Origin of the sequence: Leucobacter chromiireducens (genome assembly GCF_051993095.1) — a bacterium.
Lineage (GTDB): Bacteria > Actinomycetota > Actinomycetes > Actinomycetales > Microbacteriaceae > Leucobacter > Leucobacter chromiireducens.
In genome coordinates this window covers 1,596,798-1,610,899 of the sequence record NZ_CP197024.1, presented here as the reverse complement: position 1 = coordinate 1,610,899, position 14,102 = coordinate 1,596,798, and the positions used below count along the sequence as shown (strand labels likewise).

The 14,102-nt window shown below is 65.4% G+C and carries 11 protein-coding genes; 3 read left to right on the top strand and 8 right to left on the bottom strand.

Translation table 11 applies throughout. From position 1 onward, the window contains the following. Positions 1 to 198: 198 nt before the first annotated feature. Both ACR81A_RS07185 and ACR81A_RS07180 read left to right on the top strand, forming a co-directional pair. Positions 199 to 1,434, top strand: coding sequence for a DUF349 domain-containing protein (locus tag ACR81A_RS07185; RefSeq protein WP_440311479.1), 1,236 nt, complete (start codon positions 199 to 201; stop codon positions 1,432 to 1,434). Between the two features lie 206 nt (positions 1,435 to 1,640). Beyond that, entirely contained in the window at positions 1,641 to 2,252 is a 612-nt protein-coding gene (locus ACR81A_RS07180; RefSeq protein WP_440311478.1) for a hypothetical protein, read from the top strand. On the opposite strand, the gene ACR81A_RS07175 is transcribed toward ACR81A_RS07180, so the two are convergent. The 7 genes from ACR81A_RS07175 to leuA all read right to left on the bottom strand — a co-directional run bounded on the left by ACR81A_RS07175 (position 2,242) and on the right by leuA (position 11,547). Continuing rightward, positions 2,242 to 4,491 (bottom strand): RelA/SpoT family protein, encoded by a 2,250-nt coding sequence (locus ACR81A_RS07175; protein ID WP_440311477.1) that lies wholly within the window; start codon positions 4,489 to 4,491, stop codon positions 2,242 to 2,244. The two genes, ACR81A_RS07180 and ACR81A_RS07175, sit on opposite strands and share 11 nt — an antisense overlap. A 77-nt stretch (positions 4,492 to 4,568) precedes the next feature. Next, the gene (gene secF, locus ACR81A_RS07170; RefSeq protein WP_440311476.1) at positions 4,569 to 5,594 is read right to left on the bottom strand and encodes a protein translocase subunit SecF; all 1,026 of its coding nucleotides are present in this window, start codon (positions 5,592 to 5,594) and stop codon (positions 4,569 to 4,571) included. A gap of 1 nt (position 5,595) precedes the next feature. Further along, entirely contained in the window at positions 5,596 to 7,356 is a 1,761-nt protein-coding gene (gene secD, locus ACR81A_RS07165) for a protein translocase subunit SecD (RefSeq protein ID WP_440311475.1), read from the bottom strand. Positions 7,357 to 7,468: 112 nt separating this feature from the next. Beyond that, positions 7,469 to 7,936 (bottom strand): preprotein translocase subunit YajC, encoded by a 468-nt coding sequence (yajC, locus tag ACR81A_RS07160; RefSeq protein WP_440311474.1) that lies wholly within the window; start codon positions 7,934 to 7,936, stop codon positions 7,469 to 7,471. A gap of 114 nt (positions 7,937 to 8,050) precedes the next feature. Then, positions 8,051 to 9,043 carry a Holliday junction branch migration DNA helicase RuvB gene (gene ruvB / locus ACR81A_RS07155; protein ID WP_202383129.1) on the bottom strand — a complete coding sequence of 331 codons (993 nt, stop codon included), beginning with the start codon at positions 9,041 to 9,043 and terminating at the stop codon, positions 8,051 to 8,053. Then, positions 9,040 to 9,675 carry a Holliday junction branch migration protein RuvA gene (gene ruvA / locus ACR81A_RS07150; RefSeq protein WP_440311473.1) on the bottom strand — a complete coding sequence of 212 codons (636 nt, stop codon included), beginning with the start codon at positions 9,673 to 9,675 and terminating at the stop codon, positions 9,040 to 9,042. Before ruvA ends, ruvB begins: the two co-directional genes overlap by 4 nt. A 105-nt stretch (positions 9,676 to 9,780) precedes the next feature. Beyond that, positions 9,781 to 11,547 carry a 2-isopropylmalate synthase gene (gene leuA / locus ACR81A_RS07145; protein WP_440311472.1) on the bottom strand — a complete coding sequence of 589 codons (1,767 nt, stop codon included), beginning with the start codon at positions 11,545 to 11,547 and terminating at the stop codon, positions 9,781 to 9,783. A gap of 193 nt (positions 11,548 to 11,740) precedes the next feature. Between leuA and ACR81A_RS07140 the strand changes: the two genes are divergently transcribed. Then, positions 11,741 to 13,573, top strand: coding sequence for a DUF2207 domain-containing protein (locus tag ACR81A_RS07140; protein ID WP_440311471.1), 1,833 nt, complete (start codon positions 11,741 to 11,743; stop codon positions 13,571 to 13,573). 130 nt (positions 13,574 to 13,703) lie between these two features. Here the strand turns inward: ACR81A_RS07140 and ACR81A_RS07135 are convergent, their stop codons facing one another. Beyond that, entirely contained in the window at positions 13,704 to 14,078 is a 375-nt protein-coding gene (locus tag ACR81A_RS07135) for a DUF5684 domain-containing protein (RefSeq protein ID WP_202383125.1), read from the bottom strand. Positions 14,079 to 14,102: the final 24 nt, after the last annotated feature.

The window sequence follows — 14,102 nt, the reverse complement described above, 5'->3', positions numbered from 1 at the left end:
CGCGGGAAGAGCTGGGGTGTCCACGTCACCATGCTAACCGGCGCCTCTGACAGGGCGGAGACAAGGTCCTCCCGCGCACGCCACTCCCGGAAACACAGCACTCCAAGGGGCATCCCGGCGCCCGCTGTGGCATAGTGGAGGAGTCTATTCCGTATGGTCGGCACGGCCGGCCCCCACACCCGACAAGTGAGCAGAACCGTGAGCGAAGCGACCAACGAAACGCCCTGGGGACGAGTCGACGACGACCGGACCGTATATGTGCGGGAGGGCGAGGGCGAACGAGCGGTCGGGTCATACCCAGACGGCACCCCCGAGGAGGCGCTTGCCTACTTCACCCGCAAGTTTGCGGACCTTGAGGGTCAGGTCAGCCTGCTTGAGGCGCGCATTGCGCGCGGCACCGCCGACGGCTCGGCTGCTGAGTCGGTCACGAAGCTGCAGGAGCAGCTCGTTGAGCCCGCAGCGGTGGGTGACATCGCCGGACTGCGCACGCGCGTCGAGGCGCTCGTCACGAAGACTGCCGCGCTGAGCGAGAAGCAGCAGGCCGAGCGCGAGGCCGCACGCCAGGAGGCCGTCGCCAAGCGCGAAGCCATCGCGGCGGAGGCTGAGCGCCTCGCTGCCCAGCCCGAGAACTCGATTCGCTGGAAGGACACGAGCCAGGCGTTTGAGCAGCTGTTCACCGACTGGCAGACCGCCCAGCGCAGTGGGCCGCAGATCCCCAAGGCGCAGGCAGACGCCCTGTGGAAGCGCTTCCGCTCCGCTCGTCAGTCCTTCGACACGGCTCGTCGCGCGCACTTCGCGCAGATGGACGCCACCAACAAGGACGTGAAGCAGCGCAAGGAGCGCATCATCGCGGCCGCAGAGGCACTTGCCCCGAAGGGCGTCGATGGCATCCCCGCGTACCGCGGCCTGCTCGACGAGTGGAAGGCTTCGGGCCGCGCGAGCCGCAAGATCGATGATCAGCTGTGGGCTCGATTTAAGGCTGCCGGCGACGTGCTCTACCAGGCGAAGGCCGCAGAGGCCGCGCAGACGAATGAGGAGTACGCGGCGAACCTTGCACAGAAGCAGGAGATTCTCGGCGAAGCCGAGCCTATCCTGCAGGTGAGCGAGCACACTGCCGCGCGGAAGCAGCTCACGGCAATCCAGCTGCGTTGGGACGAGGTGGGTCGAGTCCCCCGCGAGGCGCTGCGCGATGTTGAGGGCCGGCTCCGAAAGATCGAGGACCACGTCAAGCACCTCGAGGAGGAGCACTGGCGGAAGACGAACCCGGAGACCAAGGCACGCAGCGAGGGCCTCCGCGGACAGCTTGAGAACTCGATCGCTGAGCTCACCGCGGAGATCTCCGCCGCTGAGGCGGCGGGCGACGCGAAGGCGAAGCAGGCCGCGGAAGAGAAGCTCGCCACGCAGCAGTCCTGGCTCGCGGCACTCGGCGACTAGTTTGTTGCGTCCCGGCTGCCTCACCTGAGCGCGGTCGGAGAAGGAGCGCCCCGGGAACTGCACAGTTCCCGGGGCGTTCTGCGTGTATAAGACTCGTGCTCGGTGCGCGTCGCCCACACACTCAGGATCTACCGACATGCAGCAAGTTATCCACACGAGCGCTCCGAGTGCAGCTGTGTGTTGCTCAGGTCGGCGAGACTCGAGGCATGCCAGCTCTTATCGCACCGCAGCACAGAACCGCTCCACTCGGGGTGCCCCGACACGATCTCCTGCCGGGCCCCGTGCAGCGCGCAGAGCTCATCCGCGGGACGCTCGTGCACTGTGGACCGGGTGTGCGTGGCGCTGGGTGGCCGGATACTCCCCTCGTCCGCGCTGTGGCGCTCGCGCCATGGCTGACGCCGGACCGCACGGCGATACTCCTCACCGCGGCGTGGATCTGGGGAGCAGCCCACAGCGCTGGTGCTCCGCTCGAGTTCGCCTCAGCGGCACGCGCGAACACGGCCAGTGAACGCGGTGTGCGAGCGCGTTCGCGCCAGCTCTCGCCCCGGGAGCCTGAGCTGCTGCACCTCGGTCGTGCGACGGTGACCACGCCCACGAGAACCGTCGCCGATCTCCTTCGATTGAGCGCCGTGCTCACGCGGGAGATCCACATCGCCTGCCGCGTCCTCGCGGTCTTCCGTGGTGCAGACGCCGCGCAGGTCGCTGCGGCGCTCACCGCTGGGCCTGCGCCGCACCGGCGCAGAGCGCTCACGCGGCTCTCGCGGGTCTCTCCAGTCTGGCTCGAATCAGGCGCTGAGAGCGCTGCGCCTAGTTCGTGATCCGATAGACGTCGTAGACGCCATCAATGCGACGCACGGCATTGAGTACGTGGTCCAAGTGGGTCGCGTTCGCCATCTCGAAGACGAAGCGACTGATCGCCAGCCGTGAACTTGACGTGTTCACCGAAGCAGAGAGGATGTTCACGTGATGCTCGGAGAGCGTGCGCGTCACGTCGGACAGCAGCCCGGAGCGGTCGAGCGCCTCGACCTGAATCTGCACGAGGAAGACGCTCTTCGAGGTGGGTGCCCACTCGACATCAACGAGCCGGTCCTGCTGGGTGCGCAGGTTCTGGAAGTTGTGGCAGTCGATCCGGTGCACAGAAACGCCCTGCCCCTTCGTCACGAAGCCCTGGATCTCATCCCCCGGAACGGGGGTGCAGCACTTCGCGAGCTTTGCAAGCACGTCGGACGCGCCCGTCACCACGACACCGCTCGAGTCGGTGTGACGCTGCGGACGCGGTGCGTCAATGATCGGAACGGTTGCAAGCGCGGGCTCCGTGGAGCTCTGTTCGTCGAGCACCAGCGCGGTGACCTTCTCGACCACAGACTGGGCGGAGACGTGGTTGGCGCCCACCGCGGCGTACAGCGCAGTCACGTCCGCGTAGCGCAGCTGCAGCGCAACCTGCTGCAGCGCCTCCGAGTTCATGACGCGATGGAGCGGCAAGCCTTGCTTCCGGAGCGCCTTCGCGATCTCCGTCTTCCCGGTCTCGGCGGCTTCCTCGCGGCGCTCCTTCGTGAACCACTGGCGAATCTTATTCTGGGCGCGCTTGCTCTTGACGAAGGTGAGCCAGTTCTTATTTGGGCCCGCGTTCGGGTCCTTCGAGGTGAATACCTCGACGACATCGCCGTTCTGGAGCGCGGTCTCGAGCGGAACGAGCCTGCCGTTGACGCGCGCGCCCATCGTGCGGTGCCCCACCTCGGTGTGCACCGCATACGCGAAGTCGACGGTCGTGCCCCCGGCGGGGAGCCCGATGACGCGTCCCTTCGGGGTGAAGACGTAGACTTCCTTCGCGCCGATCTCGAAACGCAGCGCGTCGAGGAACTCGCTCGGGTCCTCCGTCTCAGCCTGCCAGTCAGAGATGTGGGCAAGCCAGGCCATATCGTTCGACGACGGCGCGGCGCCCGGTGCCTGGCGCTGCTTGTACTTCCAGTGCGCAGCAACGCCGTACTCCGCACGCTGATGCATCTCAACGGTGCGGATCTGGATCTCAACGGCGCGACCATCGGGCCCGATCACCGTGGTGTGCAGCGACTGGTACAGATTGAACTTCGGCGTGGCGATGTAGTCCTTGAACCGGCCGGGAATCGGAGTCCACCGCGCATGGACCGCACCGAGCACCGCGTAGCAATCTCGAATCGACTGGACCAGCACGCGGATCCCGACGAGGTCATAGATGTCGTCAAAGTCACGGCCCCGGACAATCATCTTCTGGTAGATCGAGTAGAGCTCCTTGGGGCGCCCCGTCACCTCGCCGCGAATTCGGGCGTCGCGAAGATCAGCCTCGATCGAGCTGATCACCACACCCACGAGCTCGTCGCGCTGGGGATTGCGCTGCGAGATGAGATTTTCGATCTCGGCGTAGAGCTTCGGCTTCAGCACCGCGAAGGAGAGATCCTCAAGCTCGGCCTTGATCGACTGAATGCCCAGGCGATGCGCAAGCGGGGCGTAAATCTCGAGCGTCTCCTGCGCCTTCCGCTTCGCGGAGTCACCAGAGACAAAGCCCCAGGTCCGGGCGTTGTGCAGGCGGTCGGCGAGCTTGATGACCAGCACCCGGATGTCCTTCGACATCGCAACGACCATCTTGCGCACGGTCTCGGCCTGCGCCGAGTCGCCGTACTTGACCTTGTCAAGCTTCGTGACGCCGTCGACGAGCATGGCGATCTCCTCGCCAAAATCTTCGGTCAGCTGCTCGAGCGTGTAGTCCGTATCCTCCACCGTGTCGTGGAGCAACGCTGCCGCAATCGCCACGGGGGCGACACCGAGCTCGGCGAGGATCTGCGCGACCGCAATCGGGTGTGTGATGTACGGCTCACCGGAGCGACGCTTCTGGCCACGGTGCGCGCGCTCCGCTGTGGTGTACGCCCGCTCGATCACCGAGAGATCCGCGCGCGGGTAGTTGCCGCGCACAGTACGCACCAACTGGTCTACCGCACCCGGCGCGCTGCCTCGAGAGAAGATTCTGGGCACAAGCCTGCGCAGCGCGGTCGTGCCGCCGTGCGTTACATCACTCGTTGCCACCCTGCCTCCTCCTCGAATGTTTGAACGCTACACCACGGGCGCCCATTCCGACGAACTGGGCGCCCGCGCCGCGCGTGCTACTTCGATTCGGTGGGAGTAGGGACTTCCTCGACCGCGTCCTCACCACGTGCACGACGCACACGAGCGTCATGCCGCTTGATCTCGGGCTCACCCTCGCGCAGGTGTGCGTACGCCGGCGCAGCGATGAAGATCGTCGAGTACGCGCCGACCAGGATGCCAATGAAGAGCGCAAGAGAGATGTCGCGTAGCGTGCCTGCACCGAGCATAAATGCGCCGATGAAGAGGATCGAGCCGACCGGCAGCAGCGCAACGATCGATGTGTTGATCGAACGCACAAGCGTCTGATTCACGCCCAGGTTGACGGCCTCACCAAAGGTACGACGCTCATTGAGTTCACCCGGGAGCGTGTTCTCGCGGATCTTATCGAAGACCACAACGGTGTCGTAGAGCGAATACCCGAGGATCGTCAGGAAGCCGATCATCGCCGCCGGAGTGATCTCGAAGCCCGAGATTCCGTAAATCCCAGCGGTGATCACGAGGTCGTGCAGCAGCGCAACGATCGCCGCGAGCGACATCTTCCAGGTACGGAAGTAGATCGCCATGACCAACGCTGCGAAGAGGATGAACACCACGAGCGCGATAATCGCCTGCCGGGTGATGTCCTGTCCCCAAGCAGGACCAATGTAGGAGTAGGTGACTTCCTGCTCCTGGACGCCATACGCCTCAGCCAGCGCTGCGGTGACCTCGCGGTTCTCCGCTTCCTTGAGGGCTTCGGTCTGCACACGGATGTCCGTGGGACCGAGCAGGCTCACGCGAGGCGTGCTCTTCGGCAGCACCGATGCGACGGCCTTCTCAGCCACCTGGGGATCACGTTCCTCACCCTGGGTGAGGTGCACCTGGAACTGGCTGCCACCGGTGAACTCGATACCGAAGCTGAAACCGCCGCGGAGCATCGGTCCAACGATCGAGAGAATGATGAGCACGATCGAGATCGCGTACCAGCGCTTGCGGCGCCCCACGAAGTCAATCGACTTCTCGCCGGTGTAGAGCGCGTTGCCGAACTCTGAGAATGAGCGAGCCATGTCAGCTCTCCTTTCCGACGGTAGCGCCCGCAGCCTCGGCTGCCTTGCGCTCCGCGATCGTCTGACGGCGTTCCGCTTCCTTCTGGCTTCGAGCGACCTTCTTGCCCGCACCCTTTGAAGCGATCACCGGTTCGCGGAACTGCGCACGGCCGCGGTAGACCGCGCCCAGGCGCTTCGGGTCGAGGCCCGAGAACGGGTGTCCGCTCTGGTAGAAGCGAGTACGCGCGAGGAGCGTCATCATCGGGTGCGTGAAGAGCGCGACCACCAGCACGTCAACGAGCGTGGTGAGACCGAGCGTGAACGCGAAGCCCTTCACGTTGCCGACCGCCAGGATGAAGAGAATCACGGCGGCGAGGAAGTTCACACCGTCTGATGCAAGGACCGTGCGGAACGCGCGCTTCCAGCCGTGCTCCACTGCCCGATCGATCGAGAACCCGTCGCGCAGGGCGTCACGAATTCGCTCGAAGTACACAATGAACGAGTCCGCGGTGAAGCCGACCGCAACGATGATGCCGGCGACGCCCGCGAGCGAAAGGCGGTATCCCTGTCGCCACGAGAAGAAGGTGAGCAGCAGGTACGTCAGCACGCCGGCGATCGCGAGCGACGCGATGGTCAGAGATCCAAGCGCGCGGTACTGGAAGAGCGAGTAGACCATAACGAGCAGCAGACCGATCAGGCCGGCGAGCAGGCCGTAGCCGAGCTGGCTTGCGCCCAGCGTCGCGGAGATGTCTTCCTGGCTCTGCACCGTGAAGTCGATCGGCAGCGCACCGAACTTCAACTGGTCCGCAAGCGCCTGCGACGTCTCCTGCGTGAAGTTGCCACTAATCGAGGGGCGACCATCAAGAATCTGCCCCTGCATCTGCGGGGCGGAGAGGACGCGGCCATCAAGCACGAACGCAAACTGGTCCTGCGGCGTCGGCGCACCGTACAGGCGCGTGCTGATCTTGCCGAAGACCTCGGTGCCCTTCTTGTTCATCGTGATCTGCACGACCCAACCACCGGTGGTCGCACCGTTCTGGTTCGTCGCCATCTGTGCGGACGCGTCCGTGATGACATCGCCCTTCAGTTCGACCGGGCCGAGGATGTACTTCTGAGTGCCCGTTTCGTCACACGTGATGAGCGGCACATCGGGATCAGCGTTGCCGGTCTCGAGCGCGGCATCAGACTGACAGGTGAACGCGTCGAACTTTGTCTGCAAGCCGGGCGTAATCCACGCGAGGTCACCGGCGTTGTCCGGCTTGGTCTCTGGCACGAGATCCTCGGGCGTGAGCGCGTCAGCCTTGGCTCGTGCCTCTTCGGCCGCGGCGATCGCCTGCTGGCGGGTCTCCTCAGCAGCCTTCTCCGCGTCGGTGAGCTCTACCGGGTTCCCGTCCTCATCCGTCTTGGGTTCGGGCGCGGGCTGCTGCGTGAGATCGACGCCGATTCCGGTGGCGAGCACCGGGCGGAAGTCGAGCTTTGCGGAGGCCTCAATTCGGTTCAGCGTGGCTTCGTCGGCCTTGCCGGGAATCGACACCGAAATGTGCTGATTTCCCTGCGTGGTAATTTCCGCCTCGGAAACACCCGCCGCATCAACGCGCTGACGAATGATGGAAACGGCTTGCTGGAGCTGCTCACCACTGACGGTCTTGCCGTCGGTCTGCTCGGCGGCGAGCAGGATCTGCGTGCCTCCCTGCAGATCGAGGGCGAGTTTCGGCGTCCACGTCGCATCGCTTCTGAACACGCCATAGGTGATCAGACCCGCGAGGCCCACGAGGAGGACCAATAGGAAGACCAGGGAGCGACGGGCTCCCCGGACGGCTGGAGTGGACGCCAAAACGACTGCTTTCTCTCAGTGCTGGGGTGGAACGGTCGCGGGTCTCCCCGCGACCACGCGGCTACGCCTTCGGCGTCTGCTCGCCACCCTGCGGGTCGGTGTCCGGGCGATCGGTGTCGCTCTCAGCCGCGGGCGTCTCGGTCTCTGCAGCGGGGGCCACCGGCTCTTCAGCGGCCGCGGCAGCTTCGCCGTTCGCGTTTGCGATGCGCTCGCCGAACTCGGGATCATCGTCGGGCGCAAGGGTGCTCGTCGCGTCCTCTGCGGGCGCCTCGTTGGGCGTGACGATCTGAGCGATCGCGTTGCGGTGCGCAACGAGGGTCGACGTGCCACTGCGCACGACAACCTTGTTGTCTTCCTCGTCGACCGACTCGATCGTCCCGAAGATGCCGGACTGGAGCATGACCTCCGCGCCCGGACGCAGCCCGTTCTGGAGCTCCTGCATCGCCTGCTGGCGCTTCTTCCCGTTGCGGAACATGAAGAAGATAAGCAGCGCGATCAGCGCAAACATCAGAATGGTAATCGGGTCCATCGGAACTGAGGTCCTTTCGTGGGCGTGCCCGTGCGGTTGCAGTTGGCACAATCCTTACGAGTCTAGCGCTCAGCCTCTGTACCGTGTGTGGGTTTTTCCACCGAATATGCAGCTTTAGCTGGGCGGAACGAGGCCGACGTGCTCCCACCCCAGCCGCGTAGCGATGCGACCGCGAGGTGTGCGCGTCACGAGCCCGGTGCGTACCAAGAACGGCTCGACGACCGCCTCGATCGTCTCGGCTTCCTCACCCACCGAGACCGCCAGCGTGGAGAGCCCCACCGGTCCCCCACCAAAGCGCTCGACGATCGCGCGGAGCACCTCGCGGTCGAGGCGATCGAGACCGTGCTCATCGACGTCATAGAGGGCGAGAGCCGCCTGCACCGATGCGGTATCCCCTGGGGTACCGTGGACAAGTGCGTAGTCGCGCACACGCCGCAGCAGCCGGTTCGCGATTCGAGGGGTTCCTCGGGAACGGCCAGCAATCTCATCGATGCCGTGATCCGAGAGTTCGAAGCCGAGCAGGCCAGCGGCACGGCGCACCACACTCGCGAGTTCATGGTCCGCGTAAAACTCGAGGTGCGCCGTGAATCCGAAGCGATCGCGCAGCGGGTTCGGCAACAAACCGGATCGCGTCGTCGCGCCAACAAGCGTGAACGGCGCAAGCTCGAGCGGCACTGACGTAGCGCCTGCCCCCTTGCCCACCATGATGTCGACCTTGAAGTCTTCCATCGCGAGGTACAGCATCTCTTCGGCGCTGCGGGCCATTCGATGAATCTCGTCAATAAAGAGCACCTCGCCCGGAGTGAGCGCGGACAGCACCGCGGCGAGGTCCCCCGCGTGCTGAATCGCCGGACCGGAGGTTTGATGCAGCGGCTTGTCGAGCTCGGCCGCAACGATCATCGAGAGCGTCGTCTTGCCGAGCCCTGGCGGACCCGCGAGGAGGATGTGATCAGGCGTGCGCTGCTGGATGGTCGCGGCATTCAGGAGGAGCGACAGCTGGCTCCGCACCTTCGCCTGACCCACGAACTCGGCGAGCGTCGCGGGCCTGAGGGCCCCCTCATAGCCCTGCTCCGATGGGGTGGCCTGCGCGGAGAGCTCGCCGGTCACCGCGTGGCCCCGCTGTTCGCCCGGGATCCTGGCCGGCCGGCCTGGAGCAGCGCAAGTGCTGCACGCAACAGGCCCGCATGTTCCTCAGGGGCGCCCGCGGTGAGCGCATCGGCGACCGCGCCCTCTGCGTCGCCCTGACTCCACCCGAGGCCAACAAGGCCCTCGGCGACCGCCTCGGCAGCACCAGTCGCGATGGGTGCGGCCAGCTGCTCGGACCCCGCCCCGAGATCGAGCGTGTCGAGCTTCCCAGCGAGCGACACCACGATGAGCTTCGCGGTCTTCGGGCCGATACCCGACACCTTGCGAAACGGCTTCTCATCCTCAGCGGCCACCGCGCGCGCAATCTCCGCCGGCGAGAGCCCAGACAAGACACCGAGTGCGCTTCTTGGCCCCACACCGGATACCGCGATGAGGTGTCCAAAGACGTCGAGTTCGGCCTGCTCAGCGAAGCCAAACAGCGTGAGCGAGTCCTCGCGCACCACAAGCGAGGTGTGCATCGATACCACGTCGCCTGGATGGTGCTGCGGTACGCGGCCGCTCGGCACCTCAACACGAACGCCCAGGCCGCCGAGGCCCACTACTGCCCAGCCGGCGCCCGAGGACAAGACCGGACCCTGAATCGATGCAATCACATCGCCCACCCTATGGGTTGCGACCGACACGTCGGGCCCGCCACTCCGCGCCATTCGAACAAAAGTACGAATGCGCGAGTGGCGGGCCCGACGTCGGCAAACTCCCTAGACGGCCGCGGCGGCCACCTCCGGCTGAGCCGCCCCGCGCACCGCGCGGTTGACCGAGGAGATGATGGCCTTGAGCGTGGCGCGGCTCGTGTCCGGGTCGATGCCGACGCCCCACAGTCGCTGCCCGTCGACCTCGAGGTCCACATAGGCCGCTGCGACGGCGTCGCCGCCGGAGCTCATCGCGTGCTCAACGTAGTCAAAGAGCGTGACGGAGTGACCATCTTCGGTCAGCGCCGCGATGAAGGCGTCGACGGGGCCATTGCCGCGGGCGGTCGCCTGCTTCTGCTCGGTACCGTCACGGTAGTCAACGACGAGTTCGGTGACTCCGTCGCCCGTGCTCGTGGCCGCGGTGCGGAAGATCTCGTAGCGGCCCCAGCGCTCAGCACCATTCCCGTTTGCGGGGAGGTACTCGTCCTGGAAAATGCGCCAGATCGCCTCGCTCGACATCTCGCCACCCTCGCTGTCGGTGACGTTCTGAACGACAGCGCTGAACTCGATCTGCAGTCGACGCGGCAGGTCGAGGTTGTGGTCCGTCTTCAGCAGGTACGCGACCCCGCCCTTCCCGGACTGCGAGTTCACGCGGATGACCGCCTCGTAGGAACGACCCAGATCCTTCGGATCGACGGGCAGGTAGGGAACCGCCCACTCGATATCGTCGATGGACTTTCCAGCGGCTTCGGCATCCTGCGCCATGCGCTCGAAGCCCTTCTTGATCGCGTCCTGGTGAGATCCGGAGAACGCGGTGTAGACGAGGTCGCCCGCCCAAGGGCTGCGCTCGGGGACGCGGAGCTGGTTGCAGTACTCGGCGGTGCGTCGCACCTCGTCCAGGCGCGAGAAGTCGATCATGGGATCGATTCCCTGCGTGAACATGTTGATGCCGAGCGCAACGAGATCGACGTTGCCGGTGCGCTCGCCGTTGCCGAACAGGCACCCCTCAATGCGATCCGCTCCCGCGAGGTAGCCGAGCTCTGCCGCGGCGACGCCGGTGCCTCGATCGTTGTGGGGGTGCAGCGAGAGGATGACGTTCTCGCGGTGGTTCAGGTTGCGGCCCATCCACTCGATGGAGTCGGCGTAGACATTCGGCGTTGCCATCTCGACCGTGGCGGGCAGGTTGATGATCACCTTACGCTCGGGAGTGGGCTCGAACACCTCGAGTACCGCGTTGCAGACCTCGGCGGCGTACTCGAGCTCGGTGCCGGTGTACGACTCGGGCGAGTACTCGTAGTAAATCTCGGTGCCCTCGGCAATGTGCTCCGCGGCCTTGCACATCTTGGCGCCCTCGACAGCAATCTGCTTGATGCCCTCGCGGTCGGAGCGGAACACCACGTCGCGCTGAAGGATTGACGTGGAGTTGTAGAGGTGCACGATGGCCTGCTTCGCTCCGATGAGCGACTCGTACGTGCGGGTGATGAGGTGCTCTCGCGCTTGCGTCAGTACCTGAATCGTCACATCGTCCGGGATCGCGCCCTCTTCGATGAGCTGGCGAACAAAGTCGAAGTCAGTCTGGCTTGCCGAGGGGAAGCCCACCTCGATCTCCTTGTAGCCCATCTTGACGAGCAGATCGAACATGATCCGCTTGCGCTCGGGGCTCATGGGATCGATGAGCGCCTGATTCCCATCGCGGAGATCAACTGCGCACCAGCGCGGTGCCTCGGTAATCCGCTTGGTGGGCCAGGTGCGATCCGGCAGCTCCACGGGGATAATCTCGTGGAAGGGGCGGTAGCGGTGAATCGGCATACCAGAAGGCTGCTGCGTGTTCTTCATGGGCTCGTCTTTCTCGTCGGGTTCTCATATCGCTCAGCCAAACACGAACACCGCGACGAGGGAGGCCTGAGAATTAGGACTCGTCGCGGCAGCTAAGGAGAAGCGAGCCGAACAGCATGTGGCCACCCTATCACGGGCGCCGCACCGCCCGAGTCGCCCCGTGGATCTGCTACGCCTGCGTAGGCTGGAGTCCATGACACATCTTCGCCGGTTCGGGCTCTCGCTCATCACCTTGCTTGGGGCCGTTGGGCTCGCACTGTTCGCACCGGGTGCTGCCTCCGCGAACGCCGATGGCGACTTGGATGCGTTCAGCTACCGCAGCTGGCACGTTGAGATTGAGCTGGATCGCACTGCCGACGGCCGTGCCACCGCGCACCTGGTTGAGCGGATCACCGCGGAGTTTCCCGATGTCGATCAGAACAAGGGGATGGTGCGCGGGATCCCGGATGTGTACCAGGGTGCCCGAACCGATCCCCGCGACTTCAGCGTGACCGACGCGGCCGGCACCCCCATCCCGTTCGAGGTCGACACCGTCAGCTCCGACTCGGGAGACGACTTCCTCGCCGTGCTCACCGGCGACGACCGCTATGTCCACGGCGCGCAGGACTACGTGATCAGTTACACGCTGGACGATGTGGTCCTCGCGCGTGACGACGGGAAGGCCGACGAGTTCTACTGGGATCTCGTACCATTCACGCGCGCTCAGCCGATCGGCGAATTCGCCGCCGAAGTCACCCTCTCCCCCGCACTGAGTGCGGAACTCACGGGCCAGTCACGCTGCTACGCCGGCACGGAAGGTTCGAAGTCTCAGTGCACGGTTGCTCGGATTCCTGGCAGCGATCCCGCGCTGTTCCAGGTCGCACCGACGTCGCTCGCGCCCAACGAGGGGGTCTCCGTTGCGATTGGGATGGCACCCGGCACGATCACTCAGCCTGAGGAGCGATTGCCGAACTTCGCGCTCGATACTTTGCCACTCATTGTTGCGGGCGGCGGCCTTGCCGCGGGCGGTGCAAGCACCCTGGCCGTGGTGCACATGCGGCGGGCGCGACGCGGCACCCGAGCGGTCGTGGCCCAGTACGACGTGCCGGCTGGGCTCCCGCCGCTCCTGGCAGGACCGCTCGCGGGCGCGTCGCATCCCACCACTCCCGCTGAGCTGGTGCATCTGGCACTGCTCGGCGCCACCCGCATTGAGGAGGTGCCGCGGAAGGACGGCAAGCCTCGCAAGAAACCGCGTCTGGGATTCCGCCTGCTCGATGCCACCAGGGTGGGCGATCCGCTGGACACCGCGGCCGTCGATACCCTCTTCGCGGGGAAGGCCGCGGGCACGCTCTTTCCGATCCCGAAGGAGAGCTCGAAGTTCTCCTCGCAGATGACTGAGCTCGCGGCTCGCGGGCCTCAGGCGGCACTCGATCGCGGCTATCAAGAGAAGGTGCGAAGTCCGCTCGGGCGGACGCTGGGCTTTGTGAGCCTCGCGACTGCCGCGGTACTCGTCGTGTTCGTCGTGTTGGGGGCGTCCACGCGGCTCTCAGCGACGCCGGCGATCGCTGCGATCCTCGCGGTGCTGTGCCTCGGCTTCGGCATCGCCGGAGTCATCAAGCACCGAGTCCTCACTGCCGCGGGCGCGGAGGCACGGAACTACCTGTTGGGCGTCCGCGAGTTCATTCGCGTGGCGGAAGCGGATCGGATCGCCATGCTTCAGGCGGCGTCGACCGCTGAGCGACGCAGGGTCGATGGCAGCGAAGTCATCGAGGTGTACGAGCGCCTGCTCCCCTACGCCATGCTGTTCGGACTCGAAAAGGAGTGGGGCAAGGCGCTCGCGACCCGCTATGAGCAGGAGCCAACGTATCTGCCGCTGTGGTACCCGGGGGTCGTTTCGGCAGGATTCGGCAACTTCGATCGCTCAATCTCGCAGCTCACGTCTTCGCTGGCCAATGCGACAAGCACGTCGTCCAGCAGCGCGGGCGGTTCGAGCGGAGGTGGCTTCGCGGGCGGTGGCGGCGGCGGCGGCTTCGCCGGCGGCCGCTAGCTCGTTGGTCGTCCGCTGACCGCTCCGACCGGGGTAGGTACGCAACACGGGGGTAGGTTTCCACGCATGGAAACCTACCCCCGTGTTGACAAGCTGCCCAGCGCGGGTGCACGGGGCGCGACTGGAAGATCTAGCCGCGCGGTCGGTACTGTGCCTCGCCGAAACCGATGATGAAGTAGCCGATCGGGTTCAACAGCCAGAGCAGGAAGATCGCGAACGCGCCACCCTTGCCAAAGCGCTCAGCCATGCGGATCGCGACGAACAGCGCGAAGATAAAGCCCACGATCGGGATGATGTAGAGCAGCGTCATCCAGGCCGAGTAGCCGGCGACCTTTACGAGGATGAAAATGTTGACGATCGGGATGAGCGCCAGAATGCCCGGGTACCCGGCCTTCGAGAAGACCCGCCAGAGCGCAATTGCTGAGAGCACGTACCAAACTAGGGCGGCTGCGCCGCTCACTGCGCCGAGCGCGCTGAAGTCGGCCTGTGCGGTGATATCGTCCATCGTTCCCTTCCCCCGCTTCCCGGG